Origin of the sequence: Gaoshiqia hydrogeniformans, from assembly GCF_049347105.1 — a bacterium.
Classification (GTDB): domain Bacteria; phylum Bacteroidota; class Bacteroidia; order Bacteroidales; family Prolixibacteraceae; genus Gaoshiqia; species Gaoshiqia hydrogeniformans.
The window spans coordinates 3,198,711-3,220,520 of record NZ_CP186334.1; the positions used below are offsets into that span (position 1 = coordinate 3,198,711).

Below are 21,810 nucleotides of genomic sequence, written 5' to 3' on the forward strand. Positions count from 1 at the left end.
TTCATAAGCATCATTTTTGATGTATCTTAATGCTGTCTTTTTTGTGTCGGCTAATGTTTGCATGATCTTCTGCTTTTTGTCATTATTCAACATTCTAATGGCACAGATGTTGAATTTTTAAAGGACATTCCCTGAAAATAGAATATAAAAACGAAAAGATGAGTAAAATTCACATTGTTTCAAACCGTTTACCCTTAAGTATCGTCAATGATGAAGATCGTTTAACATTAAATCCCAGTGTTGGTGGTCTGGCCACCGGGATGAGGTCGATTTACAAAGAGTACGGAGGGCAGTGGATTGGTTGGCCCGGTTTGGCAACCGACGATTTAAAGGATGGGGATATGCGCCAAATTGATGAGAAACTGGTGGAAGAGAACTGCCTGGCGATACACCTTACCCGCGAAGAAATTAATTTGTATTACGAAGGTTTCAGTAACAACGTGATTTGGCCATTGTTCCACTACTTCGCTCAATTTATTGAATATAAACAGGAGTATTGGGATGCCTATGTAAAAGTGAACCGGAAGTTTGCCGACAGAACCCTTGAAATACTTGAGGACGGAGATATCATTTGGGTGCATGATTACCAGTTATTGTTGGTACCTGAGATGATCAAGGAAAAAAAGCCGGGAGTGATTATTGGTTTCTTTTTACACATTCCCTTCCCCTCGTTCGAGGTGTTTCGGATTTTACCCTGGCGTAAAGAACTGATCAAAGGGATGCTTGGCGCCGATCTGATCGGTTTTCACACCTATGACTACGAACGGCATTTCTTTAGTTCGGTACGCCGGCTTCTCGGATTCGAGGTGTCGTTTAATCAAATTCACCTGGAAGATCGCATCGTGATGGGTGACGCTTTCCCGATGGGTATCGATTATGAAAAGTTTAATCTTAAGGCAAAAGAGGTTTTTCAAAAATCGTTACAGGAGAAATCAGAATTGCACCGCGAGCTGGATAAATACTTTCTGGTTGATCCCGACCGGAAACTCATCTTGTCGATCGACCGGCTGGATTACACCAAAGGGATCCCGAACAGGCTCCGGTCTTTTGAATTGTTTCTCGAACGACACCCCGAATTCAGGAACAAGGTGACCCTGATCATGCTCGTGGTGCCTTCGCGAAGCGAGGTGGAGCAGTACAAGTTGTTAAAAAGTGAAGTGGATGAACTGGTTGGCCGGATCAACGGACGTTTTGGCGGAGTAAACTATACCCCGGTCTGGTATTTCTTCCGTTCGCTCCCGTTTGAAAACCTGATTGAATTATACAGCACTTCGGATGTGGCCCTGATTACGCCTGTCCGAGACGGGATGAACCTGGTGGCAAAAGAATACATTGCCTCCCGCGTTAATCAAACCGGCGTCATGATCATCAGCGAGATGGCCGGGGTGGCGAAGGAAACGGGAGAGGCCATTGTAATTAACCCGAACGACGAAGGCGAAATTGCCGATGCCATTTACCAGGCGCTGAACATGCCTATCGCCGAACAGCGCGAACGGATGAAGTTTTTGCAGCAACGCATCAGCAGGTACGATGTTTTTAAATGGTCGGGTGAGTTTATAAAAGCCTTGAGGCGAATCGAAAATATCCAGCATAAATTTCTGGCTAAACGAATTACTTCATCCGTTAGAAACGAACTGGTCGGTCAGTATCGAAAAGCGCAACACCGGGCCATTTTTCTCGATTATGACGGGACCCTGGTGAGCTTTCAAAACGACCCGCAGGCGGCCAGCCCCGATCAGGAGCTGCACCTGTTGCTAAATAAGCTGGAAAAAGATGAGAAGAATACCATCACCATCATCAGCGGACGCGACCGCGATACACTGGAACGATGGCTGGGCGAGCACCAGGTGAACCTGATCGTTGAACACGGCGTTTGGCTCAAAAAGTATGGCAAAGACTGGAAAATGACCGATAACATCAGTAGCGCCTGGAAACCGGTGATCCGGCCAATCCTCGAAACCTTTGTCGACCGCACCCCGGGAACTTTCATCGAAGAAAAAAACTACTCGCTGGTGTGGCATTACCGCAAAGCCGAGCCGGAACAAGGCGACCTGCGGGCCAACGAGCTGAAAGATGAATTGCGGAACATGATTGCCAACCACAACCTCGAAATTATGGAAGGCAACAAGGTGATCGAGGTAAAAGCGGGAGGCGTGAATAAAGGAAATGCAGCCATGCGGTTTTTAAAAGATAAGGACTTCGACTGCATCCTGGCTATTGGCGACGACTGGACCGATGAGTACATGTTCCGCGAACTGCCCGAAAGCGCGATCACGATAAAAGTCGGCATGAAAAATACGGCCGCTTCCTACAAAGTGGAATCGGTAGCCTCGGTCCGCTCATTTTTAAGATCGTTGAGTGAGTGAGAAATACCGGTTAAGGCGACTTAATTCTGATCTCATCTAAAATATTTCTTTAGTTTTGGGTGTTATAAAAAGAAAAAATGATGAGTAGATTTTTGACGATAATTTTCGTGTTTCTTGCCGTTACACTTGCTGCACAGGATCAGGTGAATTACACCGATGCCCAGGGTCGCAAGCAGGGACGGTGGCAGAGAAAACAGGACAACGGGAAACTGCTGTACGAAGGCATGTTTAAAGACGGTCAGCCGGTGGGCGAATTGAAGCGCTATCACCCAAACGGTATGATCAAAGCGGTGATTAATTATCCCGAAACGGGCGATTCTGCTCAGGCAAACCTCTTTGATGAACAGGGCAAGCTGATTGCCGCAGGCGTGTATGTGAACCAGAAGAAGGCCGGGAATTGGGTCTATTATCAGGAACAAAAATTGGTTGCGGAGGAATCTTACAAAGAAGGACTGAAAAACGGTAAATCAAAAACCTATTATCCTACCGGTGAATTACTCGAAGAGGCCGACTGGGTGGACAACCTGAAAGACGGCATATACCGGGTGTATACCAAAAACGGGAAAGCTTATTTTGAGTGTCAGATGAAAGCCGGGAAAAACGACGGTTTTTGCCAGGTTTTTCACGAGAACGGCGAATTGCAGATGGAGGCTTTTTACCGGCAGAACTTACGTCACCATTCCTGGAAATTTTATGACGACCAGGGTAAGCTGAGTTATGAACTGATTTATGACATGGGTGAACTGATGAACCCGGAGGTACGCGACAGTATTGATCAGATTCAATTGCAGGAGATGGAGGAAAACAAGTCAAAACTGATCGATCCGGAAAAATTCATCGATAACCCGATGGACTATTTGAAAGACCCGCTATCGCCGGATAAATTATAAACAACATGAAATCGTTCGCCTGGTTACTTCTGCTTTGTTTGTTTTTTTCCTTGTATTTGCCGGCCCAGGAAACAATGGATTACTACTGGGTGGGCTTTAAAGATAAGGCCGGGACAAGCTATTCGGTGGCCCGGCCCGACGAGTTTTTATCCCGGCGCGCCATTTTCCGGCGCGAAAAGCAGCATATTCCGGTTGACCAATCCGATCTGCCGGTCTCTCCGGTTTACCTCGACGGACTAAGAAATGTGGGCGCAACTATCGTTCATTGTTCGAAATGGTTAAACGGGGCAACTATAAAAGCGGATCCGGCAGTCGCCAATGCCGTGTCGGGGCTGAATTATATCCGGGAGATCCAGCTTAGCCGGCCCGGGATGATCGCGAAATCAGCTCATGATAAATTTGCCCGCGAAAAGGTCACCGCCTCCATCGATACTTCCTATTACGGTTACTCGGTCCACCAGATTGGTCAGCTTAACGGTCAGTTTTTGCATAATAATGGTTTTCAGGGGCAAGGCATATGGATTGCTTTGCTGGATGCCGGATATTACCGGGCCGATCAGTACGCGGTTTTTGGCTCGCTTTGGGCCGACGGCCGTTTGTTGAGGACTCGCGATTTTGTGTCACCCGGCAGTAATGTTTTTGCCGAACATTACCACGGGATGAGCGTGTTGTCGGTGATGGCCGGTAACCTGCCCGGCGTACTGATTGGCTCTGCCCCAAAGGCTTCGTACTTGTTATTCCGGACCGAAGATGTCGGCTCGGAGTACCTGATTGAAGAAGATCATTGGGTGGCTGCCGCCGAATATGCTGATTCGCTGGGGGTTGATGTTATCAATTCGTCGCTTGGTTATACCCGGTTTGATGATGCCGCGATGGATCATACCTACCCCGACATGGACGGACGTACCACACGGGTCACCCGTGGCGCCAATATGGCCGCACGGAAAGGAATGCTGGTGGTCACCAGCGCGGGAAATGAAGGCAACAGCTTCTGGAACTTTATTGGCGCCCCTGCCGACGGCGACCTGGTGATTGGGGTCGGCGCCGTGAACAGCCAGGGACTGAAAGCCCCGTTCAGCTCGTTTGGCCCCGCATCCGACGGCGACGTAAAACCCAATGTGGCTGCTATGGGGCAGGGAACGACGATTCAACTAAGCAACGGGTATATCGGGTACGGAAACGGCACATCCTTTTCGGCGCCTGTTTTAGCAGGAATGGCTGCCTGTTTATGGCAGGCAAACCCGGAGGCCAGAGCGGCCGATGTTAAGCTGGCGATCGAGCAAAGCGCCAGCCAGTACCATTCCCCCGACGAGCGGTTGGGATACGGCATCCCTGATTTTCAACTGGCCGATGAACTGTTGAAAAAACAGAACAGCTCCGGGCGGGACGAATGGACAGCGGCGCCTAACCCGCTGCAAACCCATGTCTGGCTTTACCGGCGCGACGGCGCTCCAGATGATGAAATTACTGTCAGATTATTTCGGCCAAACGGTTCGTTGGTTTACGAAGCACAATTTCCGCCTGCCAACCCCATTTATATACCGAATCTTACTAACTTGCCTGCCGGTTTATACGTAGCCGATATTTGCTGCAATAACCAATCGGCCCGGCTAAAACTGATCAAATCGGGACATTAAAATCCGGCTTGTATGGCAACGACGCAATTATCGCTTTCTGAGCTCAACACGCTCATCAGGGAGACGCTCGATGACGCTTTCCCTGATCTGATTTGGATTAAAGCCGAAATCAGCGAGATCACCATCAACCGGGCAGGCCATTGTTACCTGGAACTGGTCGACCTGGATCCCCTGAGCAAGGAAGTGCTGGCACGTGGGCGGGCAACGATTTGGTCGTATACCTTCCGCATGTTGAAGCCTTATTTCGAAACCACCACGGGGCAGGCGTTCACCGAAGGCATTAAGACGCTCATCCAGGCGAAAGTTGAATATCACCCGGTTTACGGACTCAGCCTGAATATCCGCGACATCGATCCCAGCTACACCATGGGCGACATGGCCCGAAAACGGCGCGAAATAATTTTGCAGCTCCGGGAAGACGGCGTGTTCGATATGAACCGGGAGTTGGAACTTCCTTTGGTTCCGCAACGGGTGGCTGTCATCTCGTCGCCGACAGCTGCCGGTTTGCAGGATTTTATGGAGCAGCTGGCCAACAACCCGCGGCGCATCCGGTTTTACACCCGCCTGTTCCCGGCGGTGATGCAAGGCGCCGGAACAGCCGATTCAATTATTCAGGCGCTTGACCAGGTGTTTCAGTACGGCGATTTCTTCGATGTAGTGGCGATCATCCGCGGGGGAGGCGCCCAACTCGACCTGGCCAGTTTCGACCATTACGAGCTGGCCTCTCATGTGGCCCAGTTTCCGCTTCCTGTGATTACAGGCATCGGGCATGATAAAGATGAAACGGTGATCGATTTGGTAGCCCATACCAAAATGAAAACCCCCACAGCGGTTGCCGAATTCCTGGTTAGCGGCGCCGAAGCCTTTGAGCAGATGCTGACTGAGATGGAAACCCGTTTCGTGAATTTGGTGGAAGACCGCCTGGAAGAAGAAACAAGTTGGCTGGAACAAGCCGTCCTGCAACTCAAAACAGGCGTGAGGCAACTGGTGAAAGAAGAGGAATACCAGTTCAACCTGACAGGCCTGCGGTTGAAAAATGCAGTTCCGTCCTTCCTGAAACAACAAAAAGACCGGTTCGAAAGGTATAAACGCAGTCTGGAATCCGACGGACTGGGCCATTTGAAAGAAAAAATGCACCTGTTACGGAAAAAGACGGATGATCTGCAGCACTATTCGAAACGACTGCTTCGTACCGAAACGGCTGCTTTGACTCAGGTACGGCACGGAATGAACATCCGCCTGCGCGATAGCTTTAAATTACTGCGCAGGCAACTGTCCGGCTTCGATGAAAAAGTCAGGCTGGTTGACCCGTATAACGTGTTGAAACGCGGGTACAGTTTGACATATAAAAACGGGCGGCTGGTAAAATCGGTTTATGAGCTGGAGGCGGGAGATGAACTGCTTACGCGCCTGGCTGACGGCGAGGTAAAAAGTGAAATCAAAAAATAAAATAATATGGTTCAGAAGAAAATGACTTACAAGGAAGCGGTGGATGAAATTGATGAAATCCTGGAGAAAATTGAAAACGAAGAACTGGATGTAGACGAACTGTCGGAAAAGGTGAAACGGGTTTCGTTCCTGATTAAATTTTGCAAGGAAAAACTCCATAAAACCGAAACCGAGGTTGAAAACATTCTGAAAGAAATGGATGAGTAGCCGGATAGCTTATTTGTTTACCCGCCTGTTCGTTTTGCCTTGTAGCCGTCGGCCAACAGGATTTGCGTGATTTTGTCGCGGAAATCGCCCTGGATCAGGATTTCGCCATCCTTGGCCGAGCCGCCTGCGCCGCATTTTGTTTTTAAGCTTTTTTCCAACGCTTTCAAATCGTCTTCGGCGCCAATAAAACCGGTAATCAGGGTCACCGCCTTTCCTTTCCGGTTTTTCTTGTCCAGTCCCACCCGCAGGTTTTGCTGTTGGGGAGGAAGCGTTTCGGGCGCTTCTGCCTGTTCCTTCTCAAATTGAAAGTCCGGGTTGGTCGAATACACCACTCCCAGACGCTCTTTCCAGTCTTTTGCCATACGGTTTGTTTTTGTTCCAAAAATAACAGAAAATTTTACAGGAAGATCAGAATTTGCTCCTGCATTCTGTGATGCATCCGGTCAGCCGGGACGACAGTAGTGCGTCTCCGATAGTTTTGTATATTACACCGGCGTTTTGGCAAACTGTCGGACCGGTGTTTATTTTTCGGTTTTTAAATCCGGTGGTGAACCTTTCGTGATGCTTTGTGGTTTGGAAAAAGGATGAAACTGAATGTATGGCGAAATTAATAGAAGTAAACTCAATCGAGGACATCTTTCCGGAGTACCAAAAGACACCAATCGGCTTGTTGCTTGAGTACCACAACCTGAATAAGACCTTTTGCAGTTACGATCAGGCCCAAATGCTGATCGGTATGTGTATGGATAATCGGAAAAGCTTGTGGATCCCCGAAAATTTTGCTTTTATCATACGCTCGGGTGGGGCAAACCTGTTTTATCACGAATTTCAGGTGTCGTATGCCATTGCCGTGGGAGACTTGAGATACATCGCGCTGATCGGTCATAATAAATGCGGCATGGTGAGGCTCGACGAACGAAAAAATGAGTTTATCAACGGGCTGGTGAGAAATGCCGGCTGGAAGAAAGAAAATGCCGAGAAACATTTTGAGAACCTGTCGCCTTTTTTCGAGATTGGCGATGCTGTTGATTTTTTGATCGTCGAGGTGGAGCGCCTGCGAAAACGCTATCCGAAAGTGAAAGTCGCTCCGCTGCTGTACAATGTCGATACCGGTAAAATTTCACAAATAGAGACCTGATGAGCCGGGTTTGTAGTTATTGGTCATTCATACCTGTGTGGTTCCCCATAGAGCGCAGCGGGAGGGAACTTTTCCGAACTTGCTTATCATCCGGATTTAGCGGGCTTGTTCCGGATATCTACCGGGAAATTTTTGGTTGCTTCGCCGGCATACAGGCTCAGGTGCGGGAACGGAATTTCAATTCCTTCGCGGTCAAAGGCCTCTTTGATATCGATCAGGATGCTGTTTTTTGTTTCCCTGAAGTTGGTCTTTTCAAACCACACGGCAAACAGGATATCCATGCTGCTTGCGCCAAATCCCTGCATCAGAATAAGTGGTTCGGGTTCTTCGAGGCACAGCGGATTTTTGCGGGCAACCCCTTTTAATACCTCAAATACTTTGCGCAGGTCTTCTTTGTAGGCAACCCCCAGGTTAATATCCAACCGCCTGATGGGAAACCGGGTTACGTTAATCACTTCCGAACTGATGACTGTTTGATTGGGAATGCGGATCAGCAAGTTGTCGTGGGTGCGTATTTTTATACTGAGTAGGTCGATGGAGTAAACAGTCCCTGTTTTATCGCCCAGGCGAATAATGTCGCCAAGTTCGAACGATTTTTCCGATACCAGGAAGAAGCCGCTGATAATGTTGCCGATACTGGTTTGCGAGGCAATCCCGATTACGATACCAACTACCCCGGCGGCCCCGAATAGGGCGGTAATGTCGAAATCCAGTTCGTTTAAAACCGTTAGCCCCAGCAGCAGGTACCCCGAGTAAACAATGATCCTGTTCACAATCATCCGCGATTGTTTGCTGAGGCGGTAGGTGATGCTTCGTTTTACCAGGAAGGCTAAGCCGTGTATAAAGCCCAAGCCGATGATCAGTACGATGGCAATGCGGATAATCTTATCCAGTGTTTCGGTATTGAAGTAGGAGGGAAGATCGAAATTCATAACTAAAACTGTGTGAAGTTCTTGATAAAATGAAAGCTTTGTCCGAGAATATTTTTACTGGTAGCCATACGCGCCTTGCTGATCAGCAACGGCGATTCTCCGTGCAGGCCCTTCTCGGTCGAAAACTGCAAACTGCTGATCATATCCTGCCCTTTAAATTCGATGGTGACCAGGTCGGTGACCAGTTGATTGCTTTTTTGATAGGTATTCAGGTTTTCAACATGAATAATCAGTCGTTGTAAGTCGAGCGCCTGGTTCGAATTATTCTGAATGTGTACCGGGCACACCGCATCGTAGTACTCTTTTTGAAGCTGGTCGCCCTGTAAGGCAAAACGCGAACCGATCGAGAAAGCCGGCTCGCCGCCATCGGGTTCTCCAAACCAGGTATCCGACAAGCGGAAGGTGGAAAATTCGCACATCAGGTTCTCGTTTTTCGGCTGGCTAAAGTAAAACTGAATATTTACCGGTACGGACAGGAACAGCCGGATCGATTGCATCGGGCTTACAATCATCGGCTTGTTATTTCTGAAAACAACAGGTTTTTTGGGAAGGGCCGGTTGCGCGAACAAAATCTCCGAACGTCCCGTTTGGTAAATCTGTGCCTCCAAAAGCGCTTCTCCTTCTTCCGAAATGTCAGCCGAAAAAGTGTCGTGAGCCGTTTCTGTGCGGTTTTCCTTAAACATCCATCCGCCCGCGAAACGTTTCACCTGAATCTCCGTGAAGCCACCCTTGAATTTGAAAAACCGGCCTGGCTTACCCTCGTATTTTCCCCAAATCGACTTTGTTTTTTGCATGGCATGATCTTATTTCGTCCATGCAAATTTAAATTAATTTTTATCAATCATTATTTGCTTTTGGGCATGACATCTATATTTAAAGCCCGGCAATCCGGCAGAGGGCTATAAGCTGCAGGTTTCAGGCTCTGCGTTGCAATAACAAACCGATTACCCACTGATCACTTTTTTCACCTCGGCGGTGCGGGAGCGTTGTTCTTTTGTTATGTGACTCGTTTTTGTTGTTCGCTTCTTTTTATCGTTTTTTCTAATCGTGATTGTCTGGTTTTTTCTTGCATGGCACTCATTATCCAACGCATTATTGCTTTTTTATACGAAGGTGCTTGTTTCATAAAAAAGTCCCATGCTTTTTTGTTCTCTCTAAATTGTATCTCATAGTTTGAATCGGGGAATAACGTATCATTTTCGTAAGAGTAAGTCTCAGATTTATTTTCTTTCCTTAAACTAAAAGCTTTTAGCCCGGCAGGCTTCATAAGTCCTGCGTTGGTGAGTTCTTCGATTTTTTTAATATTTATTTCGCTCCAGTTACTGGTACTTCTGCGTGGGGTAAAACGAATTCTATAACTCTCCTTGTCAATGGATTTTCTTACCCCATCTATCCAACCGAAACAAAGCGCTTGGTCAACCGATTGCGACCAGCTCATTGAAGGTTTTCCGCTATCCACTTTATAAAACCCAACAATTAGTTCTGTTTCTTTTTCGTAGTGACTTTCCATCCATTTTCTAAAATCATCTTGTGTTTTGAAAAAAGTTACTGATTCTTTGATTGAGTAAAACTTTGTGCTTTCTGATTGATTCTCATTCATGATATTAGAAAGAATTTTTATTGCTTCGGAATAATATTCACTTCCGGAATCACAATTATTGAATGACGGTTTTACATGGAACGCTTGCTTGAAGTATTATTTGCTTTTGGGCATGACATCCATATTTAAGGCGCCGGTAATTTTCCCGATATTATTCGGGTCAATCAGCCCGCGAATGCTGATCAAAGCATTGCTGTCGCCGCCGACAACCAGCAGCAACTCCGAGAATTTTCCGCTGCCCGCGCTTCGTCCGTAAAACCGGACTACCTCGCTTTTATCCGTCACTTCCATAAGTACTTCGTAATCGTGGTTTTTAAAGAACCCGTCGGCTTCCAGTTCTTTATAAAAGTCGAGCGATTCATTCAGCGCTTCGTTGTCGACCGACAGGATGCGGATGCCTTTCAGTCCCGACAGAAAATCGGATTCGGGCGATGTACTGTCCATTTTACTGGCAAAACCCAGCAGGGCACCGCTGATGTTGACGGTGGTTAAGCCATCTTTATTGGCGTACTTCTCAAAAAGTTTGTCAATCGGGCTTTTCTGTCCCATGCTTATCATCGGGATAAGCAGCGCCAGCAGGACCACGAGGTATTTTACACCGGTTTGTCTACGAGCTGGTTGGTTAAGGGTTAAAGATGATTTTTTCATGGCTATTCATTTTTTAGTTTTTCATTTAATCGTTTTAAAGTTTCAACCTGTTCGAAACCTTTGTCAAGCGTTGACAAGCCTTTGTCCATTGGCTTTACTGCCTCATATAGTTTCCCCACCGGTTGCAGGTGGTTCATGCCTTTTTGGTATTTGCCCGCCATGTACTGAATCACCTGGCTGGCTTCGGCATAGGCCTGTTCGGGATCGGCATAAGTGTCTTTCCAGTTCCGGCGATCGTTGTTGTAATTCACCACCAGCAAAGCAATCAGCAGGATGGCTGCCACGCCGCTCACGGTTTGCCACAACCGCCGGTATTTTGTTTTTTCCTGATGTTCGTTTTCAAGAATAAAATCCATCAGCTCTTCTTCCGGCAACACGGCTTCCCGGTTTGCCAGTTCGTTTATCCCTTCAAACAGGCCGCGGTATGCAAGCAGTTCTTCATCCACTTTGCCGGAGTAGAAGTAGTCGCGCAGGATTTTCTCGTCCTTCGTACTGCTTTCGCCGTCAAAATATTTCTGCAGCTTGTTTTTGATGATTTCCGGTTCCATACAACTGTTGTTTTATCAATTCATCCCTGACCTTCTTTCTTGCTCTCGACAGTGTCACCCGAATCGCGTTCACATTCAGTTTGGTCAATGTCGCAATTTCTTCATATTCGTATTGTTCTACATCGCGCAGGTGCATCACCGTGCGCTGGATATCGGGCAACCGGCTGATTAATCTCCTGATCAGCCTGGCTGTTTCCGAAAGTTCAATTTCCGTTTGCAGGTTTTGTTGTTCGTCTGTTTGTTTTTTCAGCTTTTCATCCTCCACCGGAATCGAACGTTTCGATCGGAATAAGTCCAGACAGCGGTTCCGGATCATACGCATAGCAAATGCTTCGATGTTTTCTACTTTATCCAGCGTATCCCGTTTTTGCCAAAGTTTCAGAAACACATCCTGGGTGATGTCCCTTGCTTCGTCTTCGTCATTCAAAAGTTGAGTGGCAAAGCGCAGGAGTTTGTTGCCCAATGGCAAGATGGTTGTTTTAAATTCGCTGGCTAACATCCGCTTGTCTGTCTTTCAGGTTCAATTTCAAAGTTAAGACGGAGGGGGACGAGTTTCATTACAGCCGGAGGTCTTTTTTTCTGAAAAATACCGGTTTGTTTTTCTGTGAAGTGGTGTATGGCGCGGGCGGGCTTGTGCGGTAAGGGATTACAAGTGAGCTGATTTGTCGTGAAAAATATTCTGAAAGACCATAACAGCCACGCCTTTCAACCCGATTGTGTCGCCGGCGTCGGAGATTCTGACCTTTACATTCATGCAAATATTTTCGAGACAATACTGGTTTAAGGTTTGCTGGATGGGGATTAAAATATACTGACCGGCTTCGGACAAGGGGCCGTTCAGTACAATTAATTCGGGATTATACAGTTGGATGAGAATGGAAAGCCCCCAGGCCAGATTTTTGCTGATGCGGTTCAGCAGGGAAATACACAACTCGTCGCCCTGTTTGGCAAAATAAATGATGTCGGCAGGTTGAATGTCCTGCGGATTGGCTGAAAACCGGCTGGTTAAGCGCGATATGGTTCCTTTATTGACCTCGTCGCCTGCCATATTGAGTAGCTTTCGGGCGCCGGCGATGGTTTGAAGGCAACCGCGTTTGCCGCAATCGCAAAGGTCTCCGTTTTCAACAACCCGGATGTGGCTGAGTTCTCCGGCGCTTCCGTTTGATCCGCGATAAATCTGACCGTTCAGGATCAAGCCTAAACCAAGGCCCCAACTCCAGTTGATAACAGTGGTATTTTGGGTATTCCGGGCTTCTCCGAAAACCAGTTCACCCAAGGCCTGCGCCCGGGCATCGTTTCCCAGGTAGGTCTTTATTTTAAAGCGCTTTGTCAGCCTTGAAACAACATCGCGCGATGCCTCGTCTTTAATGGTCCGGTTGATTCCGTTCTCCGAATCAATCAAGCCGGGCATACTTAAGCCAATCGCGTTGATTTTATCGGTTTGCAGGGAAGCCTCCGCTAATAATTTTTCGAAAACTGCGGCCAGCTTGTCTTCCAGTTGCGGGTCATCAATGTGGGTATCGAATTCGTGTATGGAACAAATAGGCTGGTTATGGCAGTTAAACAGGCTTGCTTTGGCCTTGTAATGTCCAAACTCGACAGCCAGGATAAAAAAAGCGTCATCCCGGAGTTTGTATAACGCGGGTTTTCGTCCGCCCTGCGAGTCGCCAATTCCGGAAGCAAATACAATCTTCCGTTCAATGAGTTCGTCGAGTATGGCTCTGACGGTTGGTAAGCTCACGCTGGTTTTTTTGCTCAGAATGGTAGCCGATTGATCTCCTTTTGTATACAAGAGCCTCAATACCTGTGCGCGGAGCCTGTGTCGTTTCAGCTCGCCGATGGCCATGTTGATGGGATCTTTCCGGGTATGCAAGGTTGTTTAATATTTGTTTAATTGGCGATGCAATTAAGAAAAAAAAATCAAAAGATGGTCGATTTAAGTCTTAATAAACCTTAAATAGATCAGGCATAATCTAATATTTTGCTGATGTACCATCTGTCTCTGAATGAAGTCATGAATTAATCCAACTCGTCAGATGAAGGGACAAGCCTGGCCTTCAGGTCGGGATCCTCCATGTCTTTGTCTAAAGGGAACATGGGGCGCCGGATTCGCTTGTAGCTTAAGCGCTCCAGATCTTGATCGACCCCGCCTGGTGTAAGCGCCAGCAGCCAGTCAGCCTTCATGTTATAAAGTTCAGGCTCCAGGTAACCGATTTTTACCATGACGATATCCGCTTCCCTTGGATTCAGCCCCAGACGGGTAAAGTCGGCTTCCTTGTGATAGGGCTTTCGTTTTTTTGTAACAATCACATCAATGCTTCCAACCCGCACGACGACTTCGGTTTCAGCATTTTTATCGCCCTGTACGATGGATTTCACGGTTCCCGAAATCTTCAGAGGAGGCGCATAACGGGCGTCTACTATGGCACCGACGTACCCTTCAACGCGTTTACCTGCGCCGGCAGCTATGGCTTTCCCGATCAGGTCGGGTCCGGGGATGGAGGCATAAATAAGCGAGGGACCGTTTCCTGATTTAAATTCGGGGCGTGCCAGTAGTTGCATTAAGGTCCAGCTGACATCGCCTGCGCCACCGGCAGTCGGGTTGTCGCCCGAATCGCTTATAAAGAAAGGATGTTTGTCGCTGGCAAGCGCTTTCTCCAGACACTCGTGCAGGCTTCCGGCAGGGGCAACAAATGAAAATTCGTCTCTGACTTCCCAAAAATGCCGGGCAAGCTGTTCGGCCGTGCCGGTTACTTTCTCCTGATCATCTCCGGTAACCATCACCACGGCATGGTTGCGTGGTTCGTCGGCCCAGGCGTAACCAACCCAGATGGCTGCATCAATGATTCCTTCTTGTGCGGCTGCAGGCGCCACGGCCTGGTATAAGCTTTTGGCCGGCTCGATCCGGGTGCTTGTTTTTTCACCCGGTAGTAGGATTGGAACGGGAATCCATGCTTTGTAAGCCGGCTTTCCTTTCCCGCTTTCAATCCGGTCGAGCAGGTTTTCCAAAGCCCGTTGCCGCGATTCCATCGCGTCTTCGTGGGGCGCCATCCGGTAACAGGTAATCAGATCGGTATTTTCGGCCAGTCGCCACGAAACGTTTCCATGCAGGTCCATTGATGTGGAAATGATCGTTTCCTTCCCGATCACCTGCCTGATCCTGATGATCAGGTCTCCTTCCGGATCATCCAGCCCAACCACGCTCATGGCCCCGTGAATATCTAAGAATAAGCCATCGTAGGGTTTGTTTTTTTCAAGCAAGTCGAGCGTCTGGCCTACCAGCGACTCGTAAGCTTCCCGGGTAACGGCGCCTCCGGGCAATGAACGGCTCAGTCGGATTGGCGTCCATTGGGCCCGCCGGGTTAGCGTTGAATCCGAAAAGAATGGGTAATACGAATAAATTTCATCACCCTGCCAGGTAAAAAAGGCGTCTTCCCCGGTACGCGCAGGTGAAAACGTGCTTGATTCGATTCCCAGTCCGGCGATGGCAATACGCGGAAGCGCCTCTTCCCGGCTATGATTGGCCAGGCGGTTGCATCCGAAACTGAGGATGAAAACGGGTAAGATGATCAACTTAAATTTATTTGTCATAACAGGGCTCTGTTTTTAATATTCAGCTTTGTTTCATCCGTCGTTGCCCGGACATTCCGGTTGTTTTCGTATAGCGGTTGCCGGTTCATATTGGCAGGGAATAAATTTCGTCATTATTTTTTGAATACCTGTCAAAATAGGAAGAACCGGGTTTTGGGAGCACATATTTGATTTTTAAGAAAAGAGGCTGTCGATTGGGACAGCCTCTTTTGAGAATTAATTTGAATCAGCATCCTATAAATGTGATTTTAATTTTTTGTTCGACCGGTCCACCAGACAGGGGTGTCGTGGTCGTTCTTTGAAGCTACAGCCGCGAAATTTTCAGGATTTGTTGTTTCTTCACTTGACGGGTAATAAAACCGTTCCATCCAAATCCATTTCGGTGAAACCGGTGCTAAAATACCATAATCTTTCTGCAGACGGCGGGTCTCACTCCAAACCTCCCAGTAATTAAGAATATTTAAGTGTGCCATTTTCTGATAGAAGATATCCTTGATTTTATCATGGCTGCTAAGATTGCTAAACGCAGCTGTTTTATGATCAAGAAAAGCTCCAATTACTGAATTACCTGGTTTTGGATACTGCGACCCATCCATGATGTTTGCCGGGATGGGAGGCGTTGAAGATACACCGAATTTATTTGTCCTGTTTACTTCATAATACCAATCGATTGACAAAGAAATCGCTTTTCTGTATTCTTCAGCCGGATCGATTCCACCTGCTATCTCCGGATATCGGATAGCTGCTTCTGCCAATAACAAGTGGGTTTCAGATGGCGAGAAGGCAGGATATTTCATGTCGAAATTATAGTAGGTAATTTTGTTGTAGAATGAGAAATACGGTTCCAGATGGTCATCATAGTTCCAGTCTTTGGCTGTATTAATTTGGCTCTCACTGTATCCCAATGCCTCCATGTCGGCTTGAATATTGGGGAACTGGTTGCTGCCCCAGGCATCACAACCAACATAGTCACCAAATTTATTGGGCTGAAAAACTACATATAGACGCGGATCGATCTGGTTTTCAGGAGTTCCAGGGCCTTCGTATCCGAAAATATCACGAAGAATGAAACGTGGAGCATGGAAATTGTACCACATCTCCATCATAGCTCGTGGCCAATACCATTCCATAACATGTGCATAATCTTTTTCTGCCATTCCAATCAAATCTTCTGTTTCTGAAACAACGGGAAGGTTATTGCCAATAATGTCACCAATTATTTCCTTAGCTTTTGTTGGATCAACATTCGACAAGCGCATTCCCATTCTTAACCTCATCGAGTTTGCAAATTTTCGCCATTTTAGCAGATCTCCGTTATTTAAAATATCATGTATCTTAAATTTTTCGTGGGCAAGTGAATTGTTTAACGTAGCTCCGGCCAATGCTGTTTCAATCTCCTTCAGCTCGTTCAATAACGATGTATAGATGAATTCCTGAGAGTCATATTTTGCCCAGAATTTATTTTGGTAAGCACCGTTGGCTTCAGAAAAAGGAACGTCGTCATAGATGTCGGTTAATCGTTGGAACATATAAGCTTTAACGATATTGATACAATGAACATAGATTTCGTAGTTTGCTTTTTCTTCTTCGGGTAAGCTATTCAACATTAAGTTAATAACAGGGATGTTTTTGTTGAAATCAACATACGTTTTATTGAATTGTGTTTCGCGAAGGGTAACTCCCGACCAACCCGTCCAGGCAGTGACACTATTATCCGGGACATTATTATATGCGGCATACGGGAATGTCCCTAACCCAAACAAGCGGTTAAATGCACGGCTTTGATGGTAGCCAGGACCATATTCCGGGCGAAACAATTCAGTAGGTTGCAGTGCACCGGTAAACAACATCTCAAAACTGGGCTGTGTTTGTTGTTCCGGATTGTAGAATTCTTCTTCCAGCTTATCCTGGCAGGAAGAAAGAGTTAAAAACACCCCAATAGCGAGTACTGAGATTGTTTTTATTTTCAATATGTTGTTATATTTTATCTTCATAGTCGTAAGTTTTATAATCCCAATTTAATTTCACAACCAATGCTTCTTACACCAGGCATCCCTGAATATTCGGTAAACTCATTTGTTCCGGCATACGATTCAGGGGTAACATTAGGTACATCTTTATAGAGGTAGGCAATATTGTTTCCGAATAACGAAACACGGATTTTGCTGAAAAAGGTTTTGTCGACCATTTGTTTCGGCAATTCGTATCCAAAGGTTATCCTTCGTAAAGCAACGAAATCACTTTTGTATATGGCATCTTCCGTAATATCCATATATCCTTGCCAATAGGTTCTTTCGTAATATTCCTGGGCGGCAATTAAGATATCATTCTGAGAACCATCTGATTTGATCCCCGGCAGGACAACGCCATCGTGCAGAATAAAGTTATACTTCGAATCAGCAGGCACAGCAGCCGTATGCGAAGCCAACTGTACTTTTTGGTTGCTGGTATTTACATAGTATGGCAAACCTCCGCGAGCCTCGTCCCTGTATTTTAACGATTCATCCCCGGTTCCGTTCCCTTTTAAGTACATATTGGTTTGTGAGATCAAGGTTCCTCCAAATTGGAAGTCGAAGTCGAAATCAAGATATAAGCCTTTGTATGCAAAGTTTGTATTGAAACCTCCGGTAATGTCCGGGATTTGTTTACCAACTTTAATCTGTTCTTCTTTATTGAATTCATAAACGCCATTTGAAGCAACAACTAAATTTCCTGCATTGTCTCTTTTCCACGGGTTAATGTAAATTTCGCCGTATTGTTTTCCAACTCTGGCTTCCATTTTTGCTCCGGTAACACCCCACAATGGAAGGACTTCAACACCTTTTGACAATTCAACAATTTTTGTATTGTATTTTGCCAGGTTCAGGGTTGTGTTCCATTGAAAGTTTTTTGTTATGAGTGGTTTTCCCGTGATTTGTAATTCGAGACCGGTATTCTGGACATCACCGGCATTTGTAATGATACTGTTAACACCGGATGACCGGGGAACATCAAGAGCGATAATCTGGTCGTAGGTATTGGATTTGAACCAGGCAAAATCAAACCCAAGTCTGTTTTGTTCGAACAAATTTATTTCAAAACCAACCTCAAATTCTCGTTTTCGTTCTGGTTTTAAGTTCTCAGGAGGTAATTTCCCTTGAGCAATACCGGTTTCAAAATCGGCAGGTGGTAAGCTGCTTGATGAAGTAGCATATGCAATTCCGCCATAGCTGTTTACATTAAAAGCGAGGTTCCCGAAATAAATTGGACCGGGGCGGCCAACATCGGCAAATGATGCACGGAATTTTGCATATTTAATGACTTCCGGCAAAGTCAATGTTTCACTGGCAATCCATGATAAACTTGCTCCGGGATAGAAATAACTGTTGTTTTTAGGAGGCAATATTGATGACCAGTCATTTCGTCCCTGTACTTCAACGTAGAGTTGGTCCCGGAATGAGAGCTGGGCCGAAGCCAGTAAGCCATATAATACGCTTGATTTGCGGCTTCCCGAACCTTCCGACTTCACATCTTTGCTGCTGTTTCCTAATGAGAACCAGTTTTCAACAAGGAAATTGGTTGTTAACGATTTTACATACCGGTCTGAAAAGTTTTCATAAACAAATCCGACCAATCCATTAACATCAAAATCATCGTTGATTTTTGCATCGAAGTTTAAATATACGTTGTTATAGAAGTTCAAAATGTTTCTTTCTTCAACAGAATAGTATCCTTGCGACGAATCTTCACCAAGAGGCTTGATTACTTTCTTCTTCACTTCATTTAGTTTACGAGTCATATCGAAGCCTGATCTGAATGTAAGTGATAACCAATCGGTAAAATCAATATTCAGATTGACTGATTGCAGCAAGTGATGCCGCGTTTCATCAAAATCATTTTGGGTTTGATTCCAGAAGTATTCACTTCCAAGTTTACCGACAAGTCCGCCCGCAGCCTCCGATCTTTCTTTAGTTCTGAAATACCAGTATACACCTGTTTCGTCGAGAATATGGTTTTTCCATAATTCGGGTTTCATGTCACGGTTGATACCATAGGTAACTAAACCATCCTGCATGCGGAAGGGTGCATTATGATTAAATGTATAATAATAGTTACTGATATAATCAACGGTGATCTTATCTGATACGTTTAGTTTTCCGTTAAAACTGAAGATGTGATTATCCTGGTATGCCCCAATAACAGTACTGGTAAATTTCTTATTGGTATATCCGAATCTGACATTTCCTAAGTCGCCTGCATTCGACAGCGAGAATCCATTTGTGCGTAAATGCCCTTCCCGGAATATGTCTTTGAAGTTATCCGGTTGTGGCGAATAAGGTCTCATTTGCCCATCCCACCAAAGAATGTTACGACCATCCATCTTAGGGCCAAAACCTGCGGCTCCGTTTCCATAATAAACCGGAGTGAGTGTGCCACTAATGTCTTTGTATTTAAAGCCATCGGCATCTGTAAGGTTAGGATCAGGCAAAGCTGCACCGACACTTGAACCGGAACCAAATTCGTTTTGAAGTTTTGGGAAATAGGCAACGCGGTCCCAGGTATAGCTTGAGTTTATTTCTACGCCGAGGCCTTTTTTCTTTGTCCCTGATTTAGTTGTAATCAGAACAACCCCATTTGCACCGGCATAACCATAAAGAACCGACGCTTTTGCTCCCTTCAGAATTTCAATTGACTCAATATCCTCGGCATTGATATCGTTAATCCCGGTACCTTTGTCTCGTCCGTCCCGGTCGTTTCTGTTCATTCCCGTGTTTTCATCAAAGATTGGGATACCATCGACGACAAAAAGCGGCCTTGTTGACGATGATTCATTGAGGGATACTGAATTTCGTATGTTGATAACCATGCCTCCGGTGGGGCCATTCGCTGTTCCCGAAATTCTAACTCCGGCAGCTTTCCCGTAAAGAGAAGTAAGCGGGTTTACGGGGATACCACTTTTCACCAGTTCATCCGATTTTATCGAACTCACTGAATATCCAAGTGCTTTCTTTTCTCGTTTGATACCCAGGGCGGTTACCACAACTTCATTTAACCCGGTAGTTTCCGGCATTAAAATAACATTAAGCGTTGTTGTGTTTTCAGCAATGACTTCGTCTTTCTGCATGCCGATAAAAGAGAACACAACAACAGATCCTTTCGGTACAGAAATGGTGTACTTTCCATCAACATCGGTGATGGTCCCTTTGGTTGTTCCTTTCTGAATGACGGATACTCCAGGTAACGGACTACCGTCTTCAGAGCTGGTTACGGTCCCTGAAAGATTGACCTCCTGGGCCATCAGGATGCCAACTCCCATAAAAAGTGCGACAAGAGTTGTCAGCCACCTTCTAGACAAGTTTAATTTTCGATTCATAAGCATAATTTTAAAAAGTAGTGAAACAGAATGAATGATAAACTTTATTTATAAATACTGCCGGTTACACATCGGCAGATTTGTCTCGGAATATTTTTTGAAAAACCATGACTGCTACGCCCTTAAGGCCGGAACTTTCGCCCATTTCGGAGATTTCAATCCGTACTTTTTCCGAAATATTTTCCAGGCAGTATTGATTCAATGCCTGGCGGATTGGGATTAAGATATATTGATTGGCCTTGGTCAGCGGGCCGTTTAATACAATTAATTCGGGGTTGTACAGCTGAATGAGAATGGATAGTCCCCAGGCCAGTTTCGTGCTGATCTTACCGAGCAGGGAGATGGATAGTTCGTCGCCTTTTTTGGCGCTGTTTACAATGTCGATCGGCAACATATCCTGCGGATTTTGAGCGAATGTGCTTGTTAGCCGCGACACCGTTCCTTTTGATACTTCTTCCCTGGCTAAATCGAGCAGGCTTTGAGCCGAAGCAATGGTTTGCAGGCATCCCCGTTTGCCGCATTCACACAAGGCCCCGTTTTCGATCACCCGGATGTGACTGAGTTCGCCGGCGCAACCGTTCGACCCGCGGTAAATTTCCCCGTTTAAAATGATGCCCAGACCCAAACCCCAATTCCAGTTTAACACGGCTGTGTTGCTGGTATTTTTTGCCTTCCCGAATACAAATTCACCGAGGGCCTGCATACGCGCATCGTTTTCAATATAGGTCCTGATGTTAAAGTATCGGGTCAGCCGTTCCCTAATATTTCGGGCCTGCTGGTCTTTTATGGTTTGGTTCATCCCTTTTTCCGAATCAATTAACCCGGGCATGGAAACGCCAATAGCAGTGATCTTTTCTTTGCTGAGCTGCGATTCAGCCAACAACTTTAAAAGAGCCTCTTCTATTCGTTCCTCAAGCTGAGGATCATCAATGTTTGTTTTGAACTCGAATATCTGGCCGACTTCTTTGTTCAGACTGTTGTAAAGAACGGCCTTGGCTTTATAATGGCCAAGTTCAACGGCAAGTATATAGTAAGCATCTTCTGATAAGCTGTAAATGGTTGGTTTTCTTCCGCCAATCGAATCACCGGTGCCCGATTCGCGAACGATGTTCTCAATCATCAGATCGTCAAGGATCGAACGGACTGTAGGCAGGCTGACATGCGTTTTTTTGCTTAAAGCAGATGCCGATTGCATGGTTTTTTTATAGAGCAGACTCATAATTTGCATGCGAAGCCGGTAACGTTTCAGCTCACTAATGGCCATTTTGTCCATATTTTCCTTTTTGAGCGACAACATCTGCTTGTTTGTTTAATTAAGTTGTACAATAATATATAAAAATACATAAAAAAACTAAACTAATTAAAAAAATTACAAAAGTATTTCATAAAAGGAAATGAATTATTAAAAACATGTCATGTTTGATCTGAAATTGCCATATGAAAATTGTCAG

The 21,810-nt window shown here is 46.0% G+C and carries 18 protein-coding genes; 6 read left to right on the forward strand and 12 right to left on the reverse strand.

The window, feature by feature from the left end:
• Positions 1-158 precede the first annotated feature (158 nt).
• The 5 genes from ACOIT5_RS13020 to xseB all read left to right on the forward strand — a co-directional run bounded on the left by ACOIT5_RS13020 (position 159) and on the right by xseB (position 6,549).
• Positions 159-2,366, forward strand: a complete 2,208-nt coding sequence (locus tag ACOIT5_RS13020; RefSeq protein WP_423126588.1) for a bifunctional alpha,alpha-trehalose-phosphate synthase (UDP-forming)/trehalose-phosphatase — start codon at positions 159-161, stop codon at positions 2,364-2,366.
• Positions 2,367-2,446: 80 nt separating this feature from the next.
• Entirely contained in the window at positions 2,447-3,256 is an 810-nt protein-coding gene (locus ACOIT5_RS13025; protein WP_423126589.1) for a toxin-antitoxin system YwqK family antitoxin, read from the forward strand.
• 5 nt (positions 3,257-3,261) lie between these two features.
• Positions 3,262-4,893: a S8 family serine peptidase gene (locus tag ACOIT5_RS13030; RefSeq protein WP_423126590.1), complete on the forward strand. Its 1,632-nt coding sequence runs from the start codon at positions 3,262-3,264 to the stop codon at positions 4,891-4,893.
• 12 nt (positions 4,894-4,905) lie between these two features.
• Complete coding sequence (xseA, locus tag ACOIT5_RS13035) at positions 4,906-6,342, forward strand: exodeoxyribonuclease VII large subunit (protein ID WP_423126591.1); 1,437 nt, start codon at positions 4,906-4,908, stop codon at positions 6,340-6,342.
• Between the two features lie 6 nt (positions 6,343-6,348).
• Entirely contained in the window at positions 6,349-6,549 is a 201-nt protein-coding gene (gene xseB, locus ACOIT5_RS13040) for an exodeoxyribonuclease VII small subunit (protein ID WP_423126592.1), read from the forward strand.
• Between the two features lie 17 nt (positions 6,550-6,566).
• Here the strand turns inward: xseB and ACOIT5_RS13045 are convergent, their stop codons facing one another.
• Positions 6,567-6,911, reverse strand: coding sequence for a translation initiation factor (locus tag ACOIT5_RS13045; protein ID WP_423126593.1), 345 nt, complete (start codon positions 6,909-6,911; stop codon positions 6,567-6,569).
• 236 nt (positions 6,912-7,147) lie between these two features.
• Between ACOIT5_RS13045 and ACOIT5_RS13050 the strand changes: the two genes are divergently transcribed.
• The gene (locus ACOIT5_RS13050) at positions 7,148-7,687 is read left to right on the forward strand and encodes a carbonic anhydrase (protein WP_423126594.1); all 540 of its coding nucleotides are present in this window, start codon (positions 7,148-7,150) and stop codon (positions 7,685-7,687) included.
• Positions 7,688-7,773: 86 nt separating this feature from the next.
• Here ACOIT5_RS13050 and ACOIT5_RS13055 read toward each other — a convergent pair whose 3' ends face one another.
• From ACOIT5_RS13055 to ACOIT5_RS13105, 11 genes are all read right to left on the reverse strand, one after another.
• Positions 7,774-8,619 carry a mechanosensitive ion channel family protein gene (locus ACOIT5_RS13055; RefSeq protein ID WP_423126595.1) on the reverse strand — a complete coding sequence of 282 codons (846 nt, stop codon included), beginning with the start codon at positions 8,617-8,619 and terminating at the stop codon, positions 7,774-7,776.
• Positions 8,620-8,621: 2 nt separating this feature from the next.
• Entirely contained in the window at positions 8,622-9,413 is a 792-nt protein-coding gene (locus ACOIT5_RS13060; RefSeq protein WP_423126596.1) for a DUF432 domain-containing protein, read from the reverse strand.
• A gap of 203 nt (positions 9,414-9,616) precedes the next feature.
• Positions 9,617-10,219: a YdeI/OmpD-associated family protein gene (locus ACOIT5_RS13065; protein WP_423126597.1), complete on the reverse strand. Its 603-nt coding sequence runs from the start codon at positions 10,217-10,219 to the stop codon at positions 9,617-9,619.
• Positions 10,220-10,315: 96 nt separating this feature from the next.
• A complete protein-coding gene (locus tag ACOIT5_RS13070; protein WP_423126598.1) occupies positions 10,316-10,867 on the reverse strand; it encodes a DUF4252 domain-containing protein in 552 nt (183 codons plus the stop codon).
• A gap of 2 nt (positions 10,868-10,869) precedes the next feature.
• Complete coding sequence (locus ACOIT5_RS13075) at positions 10,870-11,415, reverse strand: hypothetical protein (RefSeq protein WP_423126599.1); 546 nt, start codon at positions 11,413-11,415, stop codon at positions 10,870-10,872.
• Positions 11,372-11,914: an RNA polymerase sigma factor gene (locus ACOIT5_RS13080; RefSeq protein WP_423126600.1), complete on the reverse strand. Its 543-nt coding sequence runs from the start codon at positions 11,912-11,914 to the stop codon at positions 11,372-11,374. Before ACOIT5_RS13080 ends, ACOIT5_RS13075 begins: the two co-directional genes overlap by 44 nt.
• 147 nt (positions 11,915-12,061) lie before the next feature.
• Positions 12,062-13,288, reverse strand: a complete 1,227-nt coding sequence (locus tag ACOIT5_RS13085; protein ID WP_423126601.1) for an ROK family protein — start codon at positions 13,286-13,288, stop codon at positions 12,062-12,064.
• A gap of 146 nt (positions 13,289-13,434) precedes the next feature.
• Entirely contained in the window at positions 13,435-15,006 is a 1,572-nt protein-coding gene (locus ACOIT5_RS13090) for a M81 family metallopeptidase (protein WP_423126602.1), read from the reverse strand.
• A gap of 248 nt (positions 15,007-15,254) precedes the next feature.
• The gene (locus ACOIT5_RS13095; protein ID WP_423126603.1) at positions 15,255-17,000 is read right to left on the reverse strand and encodes a SusD/RagB family nutrient-binding outer membrane lipoprotein; all 1,746 of its coding nucleotides are present in this window, start codon (positions 16,998-17,000) and stop codon (positions 15,255-15,257) included.
• An 11-nt stretch (positions 17,001-17,011) separates the two neighbouring features.
• Positions 17,012-20,359: a SusC/RagA family TonB-linked outer membrane protein gene (locus tag ACOIT5_RS13100; RefSeq protein ID WP_423126604.1), complete on the reverse strand. Its 3,348-nt coding sequence runs from the start codon at positions 20,357-20,359 to the stop codon at positions 17,012-17,014.
• 64 nt (positions 20,360-20,423) lie between these two features.
• Complete coding sequence (locus ACOIT5_RS13105) at positions 20,424-21,632, reverse strand: ROK family protein (RefSeq protein WP_423126605.1); 1,209 nt, start codon at positions 21,630-21,632, stop codon at positions 20,424-20,426.
• Positions 21,633-21,810 lie beyond the last annotated feature (178 nt).